At 46.5% G+C, this 17,513-nt stretch carries 13 protein-coding genes and 1 riboswitch; of the genes, 6 read left to right on the forward strand and 7 right to left on the reverse strand.

Annotation, left to right across the window (positions count from 1 at the left end; all coding sequences use genetic code 11):
* Window positions 1-226 precede the first annotated feature (226 nt).
* The 3 genes from M3661_RS19290 to M3661_RS19300 form a co-directional block, all read right to left on the reverse strand.
* Entirely contained in the window at window positions 227-1,420 is a 1,194-nt protein-coding gene (locus M3661_RS19290) for a response regulator (protein WP_251487692.1), read from the reverse strand.
* Window positions 1,421-1,485: 65 nt separating this feature from the next.
* Window positions 1,486-1,782: a hypothetical protein gene (locus M3661_RS19295; RefSeq protein WP_021252770.1), complete on the reverse strand. Its 297-nt coding sequence runs from the start codon at window positions 1,780-1,782 to the stop codon at window positions 1,486-1,488.
* Between the two features lie 218 nt (window positions 1,783-2,000).
* Window positions 2,001-3,479, reverse strand: a complete 1,479-nt coding sequence (locus M3661_RS19300; RefSeq protein WP_094183176.1) for an aldehyde dehydrogenase family protein — start codon at window positions 3,477-3,479, stop codon at window positions 2,001-2,003.
* Window positions 3,480-3,784: 305 nt separating this feature from the next.
* Here M3661_RS19300 and M3661_RS19305 point away from each other — a divergent pair, with 305 nt between their 5' ends.
* A complete protein-coding gene (locus M3661_RS19305) occupies window positions 3,785-5,020 on the forward strand; it encodes a stalk domain-containing protein (RefSeq protein ID WP_397376536.1) in 1,236 nt (411 codons plus the stop codon).
* Window positions 5,021-5,236: 216 nt separating this feature from the next.
* On the opposite strand, the gene M3661_RS19310 is transcribed toward M3661_RS19305, so the two are convergent.
* Together M3661_RS19310 and M3661_RS19315 are read right to left on the reverse strand one after the other, a co-directional pair.
* Window positions 5,237-6,070 carry an alpha/beta fold hydrolase gene (locus tag M3661_RS19310; protein WP_251487697.1) on the reverse strand — a complete coding sequence of 278 codons (834 nt, stop codon included), beginning with the start codon at window positions 6,068-6,070 and terminating at the stop codon, window positions 5,237-5,239.
* Window positions 6,067-7,050, reverse strand: coding sequence for a MerR family transcriptional regulator (locus M3661_RS19315; protein WP_251487701.1), 984 nt, complete (start codon window positions 7,048-7,050; stop codon window positions 6,067-6,069). The genes M3661_RS19310 and M3661_RS19315 overlap by 4 nt, the downstream gene beginning before the upstream one ends.
* Window positions 7,051-7,235: 185 nt before the next feature.
* Between M3661_RS19315 and M3661_RS19320 the strand changes: the two genes are divergently transcribed.
* Genes M3661_RS19320 through M3661_RS19330 form a run of 3 tightly spaced genes read left to right on the forward strand, consistent with a single transcriptional unit; the run spans window position 7,236 to window position 8,428 of the window.
* Window positions 7,236-7,895, forward strand: a complete 660-nt coding sequence (locus M3661_RS19320; protein WP_065292660.1) for a TetR/AcrR family transcriptional regulator — start codon at window positions 7,236-7,238, stop codon at window positions 7,893-7,895.
* A 15-nt stretch (window positions 7,896-7,910) separates the two neighbouring features.
* Window positions 7,911-8,093 (forward strand): hypothetical protein, encoded by a 183-nt coding sequence (locus tag M3661_RS19325; RefSeq protein ID WP_251487703.1) that lies wholly within the window; start codon window positions 7,911-7,913, stop codon window positions 8,091-8,093.
* A 53-nt stretch (window positions 8,094-8,146) separates the two neighbouring features.
* Window positions 8,147-8,428 carry a hypothetical protein gene (locus tag M3661_RS19330; protein WP_251487705.1) on the forward strand — a complete coding sequence of 94 codons (282 nt, stop codon included), beginning with the start codon at window positions 8,147-8,149 and terminating at the stop codon, window positions 8,426-8,428.
* 148 nt (window positions 8,429-8,576) lie between these two features.
* Here the strand turns inward: M3661_RS19330 and M3661_RS19335 are convergent, their stop codons facing one another.
* Window positions 8,577-10,025: an alpha/beta hydrolase family protein gene (locus tag M3661_RS19335; protein ID WP_251487706.1), complete on the reverse strand. Its 1,449-nt coding sequence runs from the start codon at window positions 10,023-10,025 to the stop codon at window positions 8,577-8,579.
* A gap of 300 nt (window positions 10,026-10,325) precedes the next feature.
* On the opposite strand from M3661_RS19335, the gene M3661_RS19340 reads away from it, so the two are divergent.
* Both M3661_RS19340 and M3661_RS19345 read left to right on the forward strand, forming a co-directional pair.
* Window positions 10,326-15,320 carry a SpaA isopeptide-forming pilin-related protein gene (locus M3661_RS19340; protein ID WP_251487708.1) on the forward strand — a complete coding sequence of 1,665 codons (4,995 nt, stop codon included), beginning with the start codon at window positions 10,326-10,328 and terminating at the stop codon, window positions 15,318-15,320.
* Between the two features lie 129 nt (window positions 15,321-15,449).
* Window positions 15,450-15,540: riboswitch (cyclic di-GMP riboswitch) on the forward strand.
* 127 nt (window positions 15,541-15,667) lie between these two features.
* Window positions 15,668-16,726, forward strand: a complete 1,059-nt coding sequence (locus M3661_RS19345; protein WP_065292655.1) for a CAP domain-containing protein — start codon at window positions 15,668-15,670, stop codon at window positions 16,724-16,726.
* A 72-nt stretch (window positions 16,727-16,798) separates the two neighbouring features.
* Here the strand turns inward: M3661_RS19345 and M3661_RS19350 are convergent, their stop codons facing one another.
* Window positions 16,799-17,416: a class D sortase gene (locus M3661_RS19350; RefSeq protein ID WP_251487710.1), complete on the reverse strand. Its 618-nt coding sequence runs from the start codon at window positions 17,414-17,416 to the stop codon at window positions 16,799-16,801.
* Window positions 17,417-17,513 lie beyond the last annotated feature (97 nt).

The following is a 17,513-nucleotide window of genomic DNA, read 5'->3' on the forward strand; positions in this document are numbered from 1 at the left end:
AATGAAAGTTTCAGAAAACATTTCCTGACATGTGAAATTACCCAACGAAATGGTATGTTAAACAGATTTGCTTGACATTTTTTTGTGCGGAAATGAGAAAGGTGGAGGTGCGTACGATGATTATATGGTGACTATATTAAGATGAAGAGACATAATTTACACAAAAAAATCCCGATAGGTTATCGGGATGGGTAAGGCGCTGGTCGGTGTATGTGCTGAGCAGCTGCTAGATTGCAGATCCATTAGCTTGTGCAGATTCCATCATCCACTGATGGTACCAGTCGGTAATTTCCTTGCTAGGGGCCGTATCATACTCCTCTTCGAGCTTGCTTGTCAGAAGATTGTACAGTTTGCGTACTTCGGCTGAGTGATTCAGAGAGGCATAAATGTTCATTAGCGCGAAGTAACCATGCTCCATATGAGGGAACTTGTCAATAATTTGGCGATAAATCAGAGTAGCTTCTGAGTACATTTCATCCGAAAGGTAGTATTGAGCAATTGCCTCGGCATGGTTCAACCAGATCGTTCGTATGCGCTCCCATTCGTATTCGGCCCAGCCATATCGATGCTCTTCTAGGAAGTCTCCTGTGTATGCATTCAAGATGGCAAGATGCTGCGCTAAGGTATCCGTCTGCAGTAAGGGAGCTTCGCGAACAGAGTTCTCCCATTCTTCCACGTCAAGTCGCAATGCGCCCCAAGCCAGACGATATCCTTCGTCTTTATATTTGACTTCTATATCGAGTTCTGCGGTTTTGATCATTTTTCGAATTTGATAAATGGCCGTGTGCAGCTGCGTCGTAGCGCGTTCCGTATCATAATTCGGCCACAGCAGATCCATCAGTACCTGCTTATTCACGGTTTTCTCTCGGTAATAGAGCAGATACGCGAATAGCTCTTGAGCTTTCAACGTCTTCCAAGGGAATCGTTGTGCAGCGCCGTTCGCATCGATATAGTGCAAGCTTTGCAGACAGCATAATGTCAGCTGGGGTGTTCGCTCATGACTGATTGCAGGAGCTGTCCCATTATGCGGATTCATTGAGGTAAGCCGCTGCAAGGTCAATGCCAGCCGATTGTGGTGGACCGGCTTTAGTAGGTAATCCAGCGCATTAAGCTCGAATGCTTTGACCGCATATTCTTGATAGGCCGTCACAAAAATAATATGTAGTTTTGGATGAATTTGCAGCAGACGTTCGGCTAATTCGAACCCGTTAATCTCCGGCATTTCAATATCTAGAAATGCTACGTGGAGCTGCTCCCGCTGTGCAATTTCAATTGCATCATAGGGATTATAGCAAGCCATTAATCGCTCAATTTTATTTCTTCCGGTCTGTTCCGTCAGCAATTTTTCCATTTTCTTTAGAGCGAGTCGCTCATCATCAACAATTATGGCATGCAGTCCCATTGTTAAGATAGCCCCCATTCTATTTCTATTCCTGAATACGCAGGGATAATATAAGCTGATTCTACAAATAGTGAATAGCCGTGTTACGATTTCAAGTGCCTATGTTCCAGAATAGCCCGCATATTAATAGACTTCAAGCTTGGGAGTGACTCAACAAGTGTACAGCTCCGCCAGTCTTCCATCAACAGGTAACCGCGCCGTACCAAGGCGAAGATCGTATTGGTGGTGCAATGCCATTCGGGGAATGCCTTGCTATGATCATCTTCTTCTAAAATAGCAGCTCCCTCATATGTCCAACATCCTCCACTCCAGCGAATGAGCCGTCCTCCATGTCGTCTTGCCTGCTCAAGTGCCTCTTGTTGAATGATGGATAATAGCATGTTCGCATTCCTCCAGCAGTCATAGTCGTACTCGTTAGTTCTATTCAACCATATTTGGCTGAACAAAATCTGAATTCGACTGCTGAAATAGAATGAGCCGTCCCAGCTTGTCAGACCAGTAGGAAAAAGACCGGCTCCTAGAGACCGGCCTTCCCTTCTTATTTAGCTGCTGGCAGCTGGATAACTGTCATGTCATGCCAAGGGTTATAAATGCAGCATTAATCAAGATTCACCCATACCGTCTTCACTTCGGTGTAATTGTCTAGCGCATAGGAGCCCATTTCACGTCCGATTCCTGACTGCTTGTAGCCACCGAATGGAGCGGCTGCGTCGAATACGTTGTAGCAGTTGATCCATACGGTTCCTGCTCTAAGCTTGCTTGCAAGATAGTGGGCGCTCTTCAAGTCCTGTGTCCATACGCCAGACGCAAGGCCGTAGTCGGACTGGTTAGCCTGTTCAATCAAGTCATCCAGCGTATCATACGGCAATGCTGCAATAACTGGGCCGAAGATCTCTTCGCGAGCAATGGTCATCTGCGGATCAACCTGTGCAAACACCGTTGGCTCGACGAAGTAGCCTTGATTGTAAGGTACGCTTCCGCCCGTCACTAATTCAGCGCCAGCTGCTCTGCCTGCTTCGATGTAGCGCTGGACGACATCATGCTGCTCGGAGGACACGAGAGGCCCCATCTCCGTGTCTAAGTCCAAGCCAGCGCCAACACGAATGCGCTTCGCCTTGGAAGCGAGGTCAGCAACAACGTTATCATAGAGCTTCTTCTGCACGTACAGCCGTGAGCCTGCTGAGCACACTTGCCCTTGGTTGAAGGTAATGCCGCTGAGCGCTCCAGGGACTGCACGGGACAAATCAGCATCAGGCAGAATAATGTTCGGCGACTTGCCTCCAAGTTCAAGGGTAACCTTCTTCAGGGAGTGGGCAGCTTCCTGCATGATAGATTTGCCTACTACTGTTGATCCTGTGAAGGCAATCTTATCAACATGTGGATGCTGGACAAGCGGAGCACCAGCTGTCTCGCCGAAGCCTGGAATGACGTTCACGACACCCGGCGGGAAGCCGGCTTCCTGAATAAGCTGTGCGAGATAGAGTGCTGACAGCGGCGTCTGCTCAGCTGGCTTCAGGACAACCGTACAGCCAGTGGCCAGCGCGGCGCCCAGCTTCCAAGCAGCCATCAGCAGTGGAAAGTTCCACGGAATGATTTGTCCTACTACACCTACAGGCTCATGTCTCGTATAGGTGAGGAAGTTGCCGGCCGTCGGGATCGTTTGTCCAACATTTTTGGTTGCCCAGCCAGCATAGTATCGGAAATGCTCGATGGTGAGAGGAAGATCGGCAGCAAGTGTTTCACGGAGCGGCTTGCCGTTGTCCAGCGTTTCCAGCTCCGCAAGCTCTCGCTTATTCGATTCAATTAAGTCTGCCAGCTTGTAAATAAGGCGGCTGCGATCAGCCCCGCTCATGCGGGACCATTCACCATGATCGAAGGCATCGCGAGCAGCTTGTACAGCTCTGTCGACGTCTTCTTCCTGCGCTTCGGCAACGACAGCCAGCACTTCACCAGTTGCGGGATTCATAGAGGAGAATACGTTATTCTTCGCGGATTCTGTCCATTCTCCATTGATGAACAGCTTTTTCGTCCCTTGCAAGAATGCTTCTACCTTAGGACTGATCTGAATCTGTGACAAGATGCAATCACTCCTTCTATTTGGAATTGGTACAGTGGTTAATAACTTGTACATCTCATATGTATTCTTGCGATCAGCGAATCATTCCCATTGAGATATCTTTGATGTAAATAGAGACTGATTTGCAGATGTGGTGCGACAGGCTTGTGAATAAACTGGAACATTAAGGAAGTACAGGAATTCTATTGAGAAATAAGTTAAAATAGATCCGAATGAGAGAGTAATAGAGCAATCGCTCTCATAATCTTGTAAGAAATGAGGGAGCTTTCTTGAAGAAGCGATTTCTTATCTGTTCGCTGTTGTCTATGCTGTTGACCTCTACGCTGCTTCTTCCGCAGCAAGTAGGCATCGCAGAGGCGGCTGGGAACAGTCAATCTATGAAGACGAAGATTATGCTGGATAACTATCCGCTAGATTTTCAGGCAGAGCCCATTATTGTACAGGGGAATACGATGGTTCCATTCCGTGGAATCGCAGAAGCGCTCGGCATCGAAGTGCTGTGGAATGCGAAAGATAAGACGGTAACGGCGAATCAAATGGCTACAGATGGGAAGAAGGTAGTAGTTCTGCAATTGAACCAGAAGACAGCCAAAGTGAATGGACAGGCCATGCAGTTGAGTGCAGCGCCGTTTGCCCGTACCGGAACGACCTATATTCCGCTCAGCTTTTTCAGTAAGCAGTTCGGTGCACAAGTATCCTGGAATCAGAAAACGAAAGTCGTCTCCTTGCAGTCACCGCCGAAGAAGATGTACAGTATGGCCTTTTATGCGGTAAAAGCTTTCGGCGAGCGCCAGTATATCCCTCAATTTGATACTGTGGGATTTGGCTGGGCAAGGCTTCAAGAAGATGGAACGATCACAACGAGCGGTAAAGACTTCTATTGGCCCCAAGCTGCAGGAGAAATAACACCTGAGGGGATAGTGGATCAGGCAAAGCAGGAAGCAACTAGTCCGTATCTTATGGTATTTGCTTCAGATCGGAAGAACGAGCTGACGAAAATGCTAGAGGATTCGGCGCTTCGCGATAAGGCGATTGCGGATATTGTGCAGCTTGCAACGGACAAAAATTTCTCCGGCATCGTGCTTGATTTTGAAGGGCTGGGCTTGTCTGGAGATATTGGGAAGGCAAAGCGGGATTACAATGAATTCGTGACTCGTCTTGCCAAAGAGTCCAAGGCAGCTAATCTTAAGCTGTCCCTGGCGCTTCATCCACTGAATGGAGCTTACCGAGGATATGACTATAAGACATTGGCAACAGTGGCGGATGATCTCATTATTATGGCCTATGAGTATACAGGAAAGAAAGCACCGGAGCCGTTGGATAAGGTAAACGAATCCATTAAGCTTGCCTTGAAGGAAGTGCCGAAGGAGAAGCTGGTCTTGGGCATTTCGACTTGGAGCGAGAACGAGAAGACGATTAGCAGTGTAATTGGGCTTGCGAAGCGCCATCAGTTGAAAGGGACAGCATTGTGGAGATTAGGGCTCATCGGGGAAGCATCCAAAGCACAAATCGACAAAAATGTGATTCCATTAAAATCGTAGCTTGGACAGCACTTTTTTATATCATTGAATAAGTTGTGTACGGTGTATGCAATTCCATAAGTAACCACTCTGTAAGGGAAGCAACCATATGAGTCAGTCCCTTAAGAAGGGCGAAGACGCTCCAAAACCACTGAATTGTGTGGGAATAGGGGCGTCTGCCTTTTTTATGTGCGTTCACACCAATGTGGGAGGCAAAAAAGTTCAACAACATTTACTCTAGGGACAGCACCTGACGATAAAGGATTGAATGGATGCGGCTAGACGATCAGGGCACTCCTCCATGAGAATATGCCCGTAGCTGTCGTATAGCTCAGTGCACAGGTTAGGCACTGTCTGTTCATATTGGCGGAACACTTGCTTTGGAATCATTTTATCGATCGTTCCATAGATCAGCAGGGTAGGGACATGAATCTCTGAGATCTGATGCGCAATGGTACCTGTATCGTCGTCTGCTAATGTCTTGGCGATGACGTAAGGAGTATTCGGATCTTGATATGGCTTCGTCCAGCTGTCCATGAATTCGGGTGTAATATGTACCAGCGGCAAGCTCAGCATCCGGGCCAGCGTAGTCGGCTTCATCTTCCGGTTCATCGCGCCACGAAAAATGCCGTCCATCCAGCCCTTACGGGCTGCCCATTTCACAGGTGAGGCTACTCCGCGACGGAAGCCGTCAGGAGCGACCAGAGTTAAGCTGCGCAACAGATGCGGAGCCTGCAAGGCAATGTGTGCCGCGATTTCACCGCCCATGGAGTGGCCGACAAGATGGACATCTTCGCATCCTAGTGCCTCTATCACAGCTTGAATACGCTTCGCTTGTTTCTGTTTGCTATATAGGGCAGTCCGTGGCTTATCACTGAATCCGGATCCAAGCAGATCGGGACAATAAACGCGATACTGTGACGCTAATTGTGCAGCAACGCTGCGCCAGCAATAGTGATAGGCAGCAGTGCCATGCAGCAGCATGACAGGCACATCGTGATTCATGCCATACGCTTGAATATGGATATCCCCTTCTTCAACAGGGACTTTCCATGCAGCAGTCAAGTTCATGTTGATGATACACCTCCAGCTATCCATTGTTCATCAGGTTCACGGACTAGATAGGCCAATGTTCTCGCAATCATGTGCTGAACTTGCGCCCCGGGGGCAAGAGATGGATTGAGTGTTGTGATAAGCTCCCACCATAACTGGATTCGCTCTGATGTCATGGCTTCCGCTTGCTCCAGGAAGGAGCATACCTGTTCTCGCGTGATTGGTGTTACAGAACCGGTGACGAGCTGGACGTAATCTAATGCGGCTTGTTGCATATTCGCACTGCGTTCATTTTCCCCTGCTTCGATCAGCGCCAAGATCGTACTTGTGAGCGCGGCATACGGCTTACCCCATAGAGAGTGATCTAACTGCTGGTTGGATACTGCCTCCCAATAGGGCTCAAGCTTTTGCTTCATTTCGAGGGCAAAGGCAGGATCGTCCAGCATAGTACTAATTCTTGACCATGCATGAAGCTGACTCTCGCTCAGCTCCTGCTCTTTCGGGACGAACCCAATGCAGGTGGTTAGGATATGTTCACGCCATTGACAGGGAAGTCCTTCTGTACCTAAATGTTGCTGCATTTTACTGGCGATGAATTGCTGCCTCTGACGGGAGCTCTTATGGACGACATCTGCAATGTCATGCAAGTATGCGAGTGGAGCATCCCGATGCTGCTGCTCTTGGGCTTGAACGAGAATTTTCTTCATTCTGTCCAAATGTACAATCTGCTGTTCGATGGCCTCCAGCTGCCATTGAATGGAGGTGGATACGGGAACTTCATGCTGCAGCATCTGCTTGATATCCTGAACAGCGAAGCCAAGGTAGCGCAATAATAAGATAAGTTCCAGCTGTGCAATATCTTCGTCGTTATAGTAGCGGTAACCGGTCGAGCTGATTGTAGAGGCTGGAAGCAGCTCAACTTCATCATAATAACGAATCGTCTTAATTGTTGCGCCTGTCATTTTCGATACTTCCCCGATTGAGTAGTAGCCTTCCATCCTGATGTCTCCCTTCATCTTGTTTTGAGTATAAAGTCTCCAGTCAGGGGAGAGTCAATATCTGAGTGGAAATGGAGTCGAACTAGTAGGGAAATAGCCTCCACCACATTGACGAAAGAGTTTGATTGTGACATTATCATTATAGATACCAACGGTCGGTATTTAAAATGAGGGAGGCCTACACCATGGCAAGAAACAAATATCCAGAACAGACACTTGAGCTGATTATGGCGGTATCCGCAAAGCTCTTCCTAGAGAAGGGCTATGACAAAACGAGCATTCAAGACATTATCAATGAAGTAGGGATGTCCAAAGGCGCGATCTATCATCACTTTACGTCCAAGGAAGAGATTTTGGAGGCGGTTATGAAGCAGCACTCAGATCGTACAGTCGACATGTTCCAGACCCTAATACAGAGTACTCAAGCAGCGAATGCCCGCGAGAAGCTCATTTCCCTATTGGAAGCTCTTGCAGCTGATCACGATGCGCACTCTCTTGATGCTCTACTATGCTCACAGATCCATAATCCACAGTTTGTCGTGAAAGGGATCAAAGATAGTGTGCTGCAGGATGCGACGCAGCTTGCTTCTCTTATGAAGCAGGGGGTGAAAGACGGATCGATTATGACCGAATATCCCGATGAATGTGCGGAAGTGTTCTTGCTGCTGCTGAACGTATGGATGAACCCAGTACTGTTCATGCGGGATATCGAGGGAACCGTTCAACGTCTGCAATTTTTGCAGCTGATGATGAAGCAATTAGGCGTGGATGTCGTCAGCGACAGCTTGATTCAGAAAGTGATGGAGCAATACAAGAACATGGGGGCTTTCCTGAATGTAGAGTGAAGGAGAAAGATGACATTGCAAACGCATGTAGGATTTATCGTTGGATCTGTCATCGCGAGTGTGGTTCTAATAGCGGGAATCATCGGACTCGTGCTGAGCAAGCGGCGTGGCGATACAAGTACTTGGGCAGGCTGGGCGGTTCTGTTTGGCGTATGTGCTTTAGCAAGCGCAGTCATTAACTTAGGAATTGCAAAGTGAGAATGAGGGGAGCCTGTGATGAAGATGAGGAGGAACTTGAAGAGAGGAAGAGCATGAATATGAGAAATAAGAGGCTGCTTGAATCTACGAAGAGGCTGTCTGACAGCACCTACAAGAGAGCGATGAATCAGGCTTACCGAGCTGCACATCCATCTCGGAAGGCGGCATGCCGAGGCGCTATGATAAGTGGTGGTATAGGCTTGTTGCTCCTGGCCGCAGGTGGAATCGTACTTGGACTTGGGAACACAGGATGGGGATTAAGCATGCTGGGCTCCGGAATTGTGGTTGCAGGCATCAATGTATGGAATGTCCGTCAGAATATGAGTAAGGGGTAGAAAAATTTTTTACACATATAGATACCAACCGTCGGTATATTACTTATGATTAAATCGATTCCTTACCCTGTAATCGATTTTGTATCTTCATTAGGCTAGGGCCGGGAAGGGAAGCTGCCTTTCCGGCCCAGGTCATAGCCCTAGTGTGTCAATGAAAAGTAACTTCGGGATATTCACTGCTGGTGCTGTTCAACAGCGCTCCACCAGTACCCTTCAGGTTCTTATTGAAGAAATCCAGAACATAGTGATTGACGACAGATGCCCCTCTGTAACCGTCGATTGTTCCTGTAATACCGGCGTATTGCAGAAGATTCGAATAGAGCTGCAGGTCGGTGAAATTATGATGCTTCGCACCTTCCAATTGAATGATGCTTCCGCCGTGCTGCTTTACTTTCTCCATTATGGCAAGCTCTTGTGCAATGATGCTGCTCATCTTCGCATCTGTAATAAGCCCCTTGCGCTGCTGCTTCTTCATCTCGGTGAACTTATCAGCCTTCAGGAACAGGGCGGGCTTGTCGGCTAGTCTATTGATGTCTAATTCATAGAGAGAGCCATCCATATTGACCGCCGCCTTGACTCGAGGGTTCGTGTTCAAGACGTTAAATGCGGTCGCGCCCCCGAAGGAATGGCCCATGACACCAATCTTGTCCATGTCGATGGCGCCCGTAAGTGGGCTTGGCATGTGACCAGCATTCAAGCCATCCAACTGGCGAATGACGAAATTCACATCCTCCGTCCATACCGTTCCGATGGATTTGCCTACCGTATAGAAATTATCCATGTTGAAAGTGGTTCGATAGTCTGTATTTGTGCCATCTGGAAACGCTGTAGCTACTGTGCTGTACGGATGGTCGATGGAAGCGACAATATAACCGTGGCTGGCCAGCTGCTCGGCTTGAGACACATGAAGCAATCGGGTTGTCCCCATTCCATGATTGATGATTATTAATGGATAGGGAACTAAAGAATGCTGTACTGCTGCTTCTTCATAGGCATTGCTGCGGATGTACTTCCAATAATCGAAGATCGGTTCAGGGAGCTTGATAAATGATGATAATCCCTTTTTATAAGCAGCGATCATCTTTGGATCCTCAGGAAAGACGGATACGGTCTTCTCCACATTATCTACTCGTGCGGGGTACCAGAATTGAACGAGGAGTTTACGTTTATCTCCACCGTTCTCCGTATAGATCTCCTCTCGTCCGTTATCCGTTAGCGACATCGTAAATGTGCCTACTTGATAGGGTCCCTCCAGTTTCGGCAGCTGAAAAACAGGCAAGCATGACGACAACAAGACGTTCAATGTGATTACGACGCAGGATAGGCCAAATAAAGTATAGCGCACAGATTTCCACAGATTGAACGTGCTGGATGACCGTATACTTTTCCAACATAGACTCCCCGTTATTACGATAGTTAGGCTGTACACGCCGAACATCTGCCATCGATAACCCTCTTGCCACAAGTGCAGCGTGAGAATGGACATGCTGATTGTACTGGCTACGATGCCGGTTAGCCGGGGCAGTTTGCGTGTAAGTAGAGTACTTATCAATAATGCAAAGCAAGAGAAAGCCAGCAATATTTCATAGAGCCGCATAACGTTCCTATTCCTCCCGTTCTTCAGAGCGTACTTGCCTCTGTCTATTGAGCGTAAAGGGTGAAGATTAAGGAGAGGTCGATCGTTCGTTTAAAATTCGTTTAAAGAGTGAACCGCGTATGTTTCAGTTTTTGTTCAGAATCATGGATTATTGTGTAAGTAGACTCTCGCCTAATCGTTGAAGCAGAAGCAGCCTATACATAGAGCCGGTAAGGAAGGGGGGAGCTGCACTTTATTAACCGATTACGGGAAATGAAGTTGAAGCTCGAACTAAAGCTGAAGAGGTGAATGTTACGAGACATGAAAGAACGTAGAAAGACCTTATATGTATTTTTAGTAATTGCGTTGCTATTAAATCTTGTGTTCCCACCTACTATGGTGAGTGCATTTGATGGATTGCTAGATGATAGCTCTAATAGTCTGACGCAGAGTGTGACAGATGCGACTTACGGCAATGCCCCTAGTGTGGCGAAGGCAACTTATGGGGAGATCAAGGAAAATATTATAACGAAAGTAACCATAAAGGATAAGGTTGGTAACAATATTACCAAAGTCCGCCCTGATATCGGCGATAAGGTACAAATCATTTTTGACTGGAAGCTCGATGATGGACATAAGTATGGAAATGGTTCGACATTCAAGTTCAAATTGCCTGATCAATTTGGAGTGGATCGGGAGTTAACTGGTGAACTTGAAGGAGGAAGCGGAACTGTAGGTACTTACGTTGTAACGAAAAATGGTGAAGTGACATTCACCTTTAATGATGAAATCGATAATGGTCAAGGTTTGAACGGTTTCTTCGAAGTTTGGCGAGAATTTGACGAAAGCAAATTCGATGGAGGAACGAAGCAAGAAATCAAGTTTGATGATATCGGATTTTCCTTCGTAATTAATTTCAAAAGTAAAAATGAAAGCAATATGACCAAATCTGGCTCACCAGATAAGACGAGAAATCCGAAAAATATCAATTGGAATATCGAACTGAATCGAAACAGTGAAAAAATGATAAATGCAGTATTGGGAGATGAGCTTCCAAATGGCTTAGTATTAGACAAATCCTCCATCAAAATATACGAAGTCAACGTTCGTCGTGATGGTGGTGAAGCGATAAAGGGAGCCGATGTTACTAGCAAGTTTACGATAAATCCTGATGATTCCAAATTCAGTATTGCGTTTGGCGATATTGATCAGGCTTATCGAGTTGAGTATGCAACGATAATTACTGATTTGTCGGGCTATAAAGATGGTACAAACTATCGAACAAAATCATTTAAAAATTCAGCGAAGCTGACAGGAGATACGCTTCCCAAGCCCTATGAAGTTACAAAAGAAGTGGAAATTACATTCAGCAAACCGTTGAACAAAAAATCAGTTCATTACGATTCTAGTACACAGACGATTACATGGACAATTGAGTACAACTATAATGAGCGAACCATTGATCAAAAGGATGCGTGGATTAAGGATATCTTCGATAAGAATAATCTCCAAAAGCTGGATGAGACGTCATTTGTCGTTAAAGAGATGACAATCAAGGATTCAGGCGCAGCTGTGGAGAAATCAGTCCCTGCACTTGATCAAGGGAAAGATTACATCGTCGCATCTACAGCGGACGGTTTCGAGTTGAAATTCAACAAATCGATTAGCAGTGCCTATAAAATTGAATACAAAACGAAATCTGTTAACCGCGTGTACGACAGCACAGAGGTTACGAATCGTGTGGAAATACATGATGGTACAACAGAAGTCGGAAAACAACCGATTGCTCAGGTCATTTTCAGCAAATCTGACGGTGTTGTTGACTTTAAGAATAAAGAGGTTACTTGGACATTAACAATTAACTCTGATAGTAAAGAAATGAATAAAGTTAAAATTGAGGACACATTCAGTACGAATGTATTTGATTTTGTACCAAGCAGCGTTGTAATTGAAGAGGTTGGTACACAGAAGAAGCTGGTAGCTGGGAATGATTACACCGTAACAAAGACGGCTGCAGGCTTTGAAATTCTCATCGAGCAAATCAAAACAAAGCACAAAATCACATATGTAACAAAGTTTGATCCTAATAAATTCACCAAGGAAGAAATCAACACGGCAAAACTTGTGGATTGGAATGAAAAAGATCCTCAGATTCCTTACATCAAAGTAACTGGAAAAGCGAAACCGGATAAATATACGGTTGCAAATGGAGACAAAGCAGGCAGCTACAATGCGATAACAAAAGCGATCACATGGCAAATTGACTTCAATTACAATTTGAATGAGATTAAGGAAGCGGTCGTTAAGGACTTCTACACAGAGGGGCAAGATTTTGTAACGGGTTCCTTGAAGGTGTATGAATTAAATCTTAAGGGCGGCGTAGATGACGTTGAGAAAGGAAATGAAATCAACGATTATACGTACCAAAATGTGAGTGAAAACGGTCAAGACGGTATCGTCATTACCTTCACGAAGAAGCCCATCAAAACGGCATACCGTATTACGTATGAAACCAGTTTGAAAGGTAAACAGGTATACAAAACTTATAAGAATAATGCAAAAGTGTATGATATGGGCGATGCCGGAAAGAAAGTATTCGAGAAGTCGGCAGAAGTTCCACCGGCATTTGGCGGAGAGTATGTATCCAAGAAAGGCGAGCAAGGGAAAGGTGAGAAATCTGATCTTGCATTATGGAAAGTTTTCATTAACCGAAGCCAGTCCTTTATTGACAAAGGTGCGGCTCTAACAGATACCTTGTCAAAGGGTCACACATTGGATCAAAAATCGATTAAGCTCTATAAGCTTGGAGCGGGAGAGGCAGGAGCACAGACTGGCGGAACACTGGTTGAGCCTCTGGACAGCGTAGCGAAGCTCGAATTTAACGGGCAAACCTTCACGCTTACGTTCCCAGACAGTCTGGAAACATCGTATCAATTGGAGTATCAATCCTATATTGATGCTAATGACGGTGATGTCATTACCAATGATGTGTCTTTTAAGGGGCAAACAGTTGGTCAAGGCAACAAAGAGGCACAAATTCAGGTGAGCCTCTCTGGAGCTGGAGGAGGAGCAATTCCTTCTGGACGCGGTAAATTAATTATTAAAAAAGTAGATGCAAACAATGAGAAAATCACGCTACCAGGAGTTGAATTTGAACTCTATGATCAATCGGGAACTGTCTTACTAGAAAATTTGGTTACTGATAAGAATGGTGAGGCAACTTTTACAGATAAGAGATTTAGAAAATATAAGCTCAAAGAAGTAGAAGCGCCAAAAGGATATTTTATTCAAGGTGATGGTTGGAGCTCTGTTTCGTTCAAAAAAGACGAACAAATAGAAGTCATCAAAAACACGAAAGGCGTATGGGAATTCGAGTTGACCAAGGTCGATGCGGATTATCCATCCAAGGGGCTGCAGGGTGCCACCTTCAAGCTTCAATTAAAGGATGAACATGACGTGTATCAGGATGTTCCTGGTAGAACGGATGAGCAGACGGATAAAAACGGGAAGCTTAGGCTGAAAGATCTCCAACCCGGAGGCAAATACCAACTTATTGAGGTAAAGGCACCTGAGGGATATAAGTTGGATTCAAATCCAAAGCCAATACAATTTGAGATTAAAAAGGATCAGGCAACATTAGCAACGCGTACGGTTGAGAACACACCACTTCCTGGCTCCATTACTGTAACTAAGAAAGATGAAGCTGGCGGTGCGTTGCTCTCTGGTGCGGAATTTGTCCTTAAAGATGCGAAAGGAAATATCATTGCTACGAGGCAAACTGTTGCAGATGGTATCCTGAACTTCGAAAATTTAAAGAGCGGCACCTACTATTTAGTAGAAAAGACAGCGCCAGAAGGGTATGTGCTCAATACTCAGCCGATTACAGTTGAAGTCAAGAACGGAACGGACACACCGGTTACCGTCTTGAACAAACTGGTTCCAGGATCGGTGAAAGTCATTAAAGTGGCGGCAGGTACGAATACTACACTCCCTGGTGCAGAATTCCGTATCCTTGACGCACATAAGCAGCCAGCCAAGGATCAAACAGGCAAAGAATTGACACAGTTGGTAACGGATGAACATGGCCAATTAATCATTACGAATCTGAATCCAGGCCAATACTTCGCGCAAGAAACGAAGGCACCGGTAGGGTATGTGTTGAACGGTGATTTATTCGAATTCACAGTAAGCAAGAAGGCAGTAGCTGAAGTGAAGGTACCGAATACACGTGAGCCTGAAGTGCCTAAGACCGGAACTGCTAAGATGGTTAAAGTTGATGCGGCCAATGAAGAAAGGAAATTGCCAGGTGCGGAGTTCCGTTTGCTGGATGCGAATAAGCAGCCAGTCAAGGATCAAGCAGGCGTGGAATTGCCGCCGCTTATCACGAATGAGCATGGCGAAGTCACGATTCCGAACCTGTATCCGGGCAAGTATTATGCAGAAGAAACAAAGGCTCCAGCCGGATTTGTGTTGAACACGGAATTAATCGAGTTTGATGTGAACGCTGGCAAGGAAGCAGTAGTCATTGTGCGTAATACACTCGATTTGCCGCCGACGGGTTCAGTGAAGCTGATTAAGATTGCTTATGAGAATAAAGAGAAAAAGCTGTCTGGTGCCAAGTTCCGCCTTCTGGATACGGAGAAGCATCCGGTTAAAGATAAGGCAGGAGCAGAGCTTCCGATCTTAACGACGGATACAAACGGAGAAGCATCCCTTCCAGCCTTGAAGCCGGGTAAATACTTCTTCGAGGAAACAGAGGCTCCAAGCGGTTATATTCGCAACACTACATTGAATGGGTTCGAAATTACGAGAGGGCAGTTGACTGTCGTTACGGTCGAGAATGTTCGTTATACCGATGGAGGGGGAGGGGGCAAGACGGATCCTTACGAACCGTGGGAGCCAAGCAAGCCAGGCGACAAGACACCTCCTAAGACAGATCCGAACATTCCAACGATCCCTGGGCAGATCGTCGATCCTACAGATCCAAAGACGCCAACAACGCCAACAAATCCTGGAACGACAACTGACCCTGATCAGCCTACGGTACCTGGGGAGACGACAGATCCCGACACAGGAAATACGACGGAGCCGGGTGGAAGCAAGGGCAATCCAGACGGTGACAAGGATGATGAAGGAAATCCTGATGATGCAGATCTAGGGGGCAAGACGGATTCGAAGAAGCCGAATCCTAAGCCGGGCGGCAAGCTGCCGCAGACCGGTGAAGAAGCCCCTGTATCGCCAATCGTCGGTATGATTCTAATCACTGCCGCAGCACTCATGTGGATTGCTCGGAAGCGATTATTTGTAAGACGTTGATGTGATGACCCGCTAAGGAGAGTTCCTTGGCGGGTATCCTACTATTCTGTCCACATACAGAAGATTACAATCGTTCAGGAGTGTACAAGCAGTTCTGTTGCATGTTACCATAGACATATAACGGTTACATTTGGATAATGGCAAACCCTCGCGAAAGCAGGGGACGCAAAGCCACGGGTCTAATGCATTTACACAATGCGATGACAGCCGGGTTGCCCTAATTGCGACAATACGAGCGTCTATTTAAGTGCGCCGCCATTAGGGTGGCGCTTTTTGTATATATAAGAAGCGCCCCTGGTGTTCATCTCATTCGAGCGGATAACGTCAAAGAATGGGAGATGGTAAGAATGCGGACACGTTGTACGGCAACAACTGACAACAACGCAAACTGGCAAGTAGAAGCAAAACAATCATTGGTAGGCACCAAGCGACGAATTGCAATAGGGCTTAGTGCTGCATTGCTGTTCGGCATGTTCATGCCACAGCCAACTCTCTATGCAGCGGATGAAACAAGCGGAAGCGGAGCTGCTGCATCAGAATTGAATGTGCCACAGGTGGCAGGAGTCAAGGTTCAGGGCATTTCGCTCGGTATGAGTGAGAAGCAGCTCTTCGAGCGACTGGGACAACCAGCACGCAAAGACGTAAGCGAGTACGGGTTCGAGTGGTACATCTATAACAAGGATTATAAGCAGTATGTGCAGGTCGGTGTGCTCAACAAGAAAGTTGTAGCTCTATACTCGAATGCTAAGGCTGATTATGGCAGCATTGGATTTGGTTCGACGAAGCAGGAAGTTACAGCAGCCTACGGGTCTTCCATCAGCCGAATTAAGAAAGGCAATACCATCTATAACTACAAGGATAACGGCGGAACATACAGTATGCACAAGGTAGGCGACGCTTATGCGACGGTGTTCTATGATGTGAGTCAGCGCGGCACGGTAACAGCTGTCCAATTCATTGCTGAAGCTGTGGAGTTGTCGTTCAAGGGTTACTTCGGTACGCCTAGCGAGCAATTGCGGACAAGCTTCGAGCAGCAAATATTCGATCTAGCGAACGCAGTTCGCGTACGCAATGGCAAGAAGCCGCTGCAATGGAACGATAAAATCGCAGGAACAGCACGCAAGCATAGCGGTGATATGGGAGAAAGAAGCTTCTTCGATCATAATAATCCGGATGGCAAGTCGCCGTTCGATCGAATAAAGGCAGACGGAATCGTATATAAGTCCGCAGGAGAGAATATTGCCGCTGGCCAGACGAGTGCCATCTTCGTTCATGAGAACTGGATGAACTCGGAAGGGCATCGTGCTAACATATTAGGAGATTATTCGCGAATGGGTGTGGGCGTATTTTTCGGAGGTAAATCGAAAGTCTACTATACGGAAAACTTCTATACACCACGAAGCTAGCAGGCCGTGGTAAAAAGACGCCTTCAATCCAACAGAAACAGTAGTTTGGAGGCGTCTTTAATTGATGCGGCGTTATGGAGTCTTCTCCATGACAGCCTTCACAATAAGCCGGTGTGTGGCTGTGTCGATTGGATCACAGGTGATGAGTGTCAGCTCCCGATCCGTTGGATTCTGATCGAGAACGGACAGATCTTCTGGGGTCACGACGGATTTCGATTGCACGGTATACGTGTAGGTCTGATCCGACGTTTCTAATTGAACTTTATCCCCCTTTTTCAACTCATCGAGCCTGTTGAAGTGTCTGCCGAATGTCAGACTGCGATGGCTCGCCAATACAAAGTTGCCGATCTCGCCCGGCATTCGGCCGGGGACAACGATTCCACTTCCAACCTTGAGAGAAGCAGGTGTGGCTCCTTCTACCATAGGTTCTCGCAGATCGATTTTGTCGATCGATATTGCCCCATATACAAGGAGACCGTCAATGGATTTAGGCTCCCGTTTTTTTGGTGTGATTGAATCGGTTTGTGTCTTGGAGGTTACTTGAATGCTGTCTTGCGGCAAGTTGTCCCACTCAGTAAGAAGCCGAAGCTCTCTTTGTTGTTCGTTGTATTGATTCCACTTCGGATATAGGATAAGAGCTAACCCAGCAAAGAGAAACAATAGAGCCGTGAAACCAAGCAATCTGGACATGTTTTGATTCTTCTTCGTAATAAGAGGCACCCCCTTAACGCACTATGTCTGTGCCTCTATTGTACCGTATGTAGCAATATGTTTTCCATAACCCACC

This window comes from Paenibacillus sp. MER 180 (assembly GCF_023713665.1).
Classification (GTDB): domain Bacteria; phylum Bacillota; class Bacilli; order Paenibacillales; family Paenibacillaceae; genus Paenibacillus_B; species Paenibacillus_B suaedae.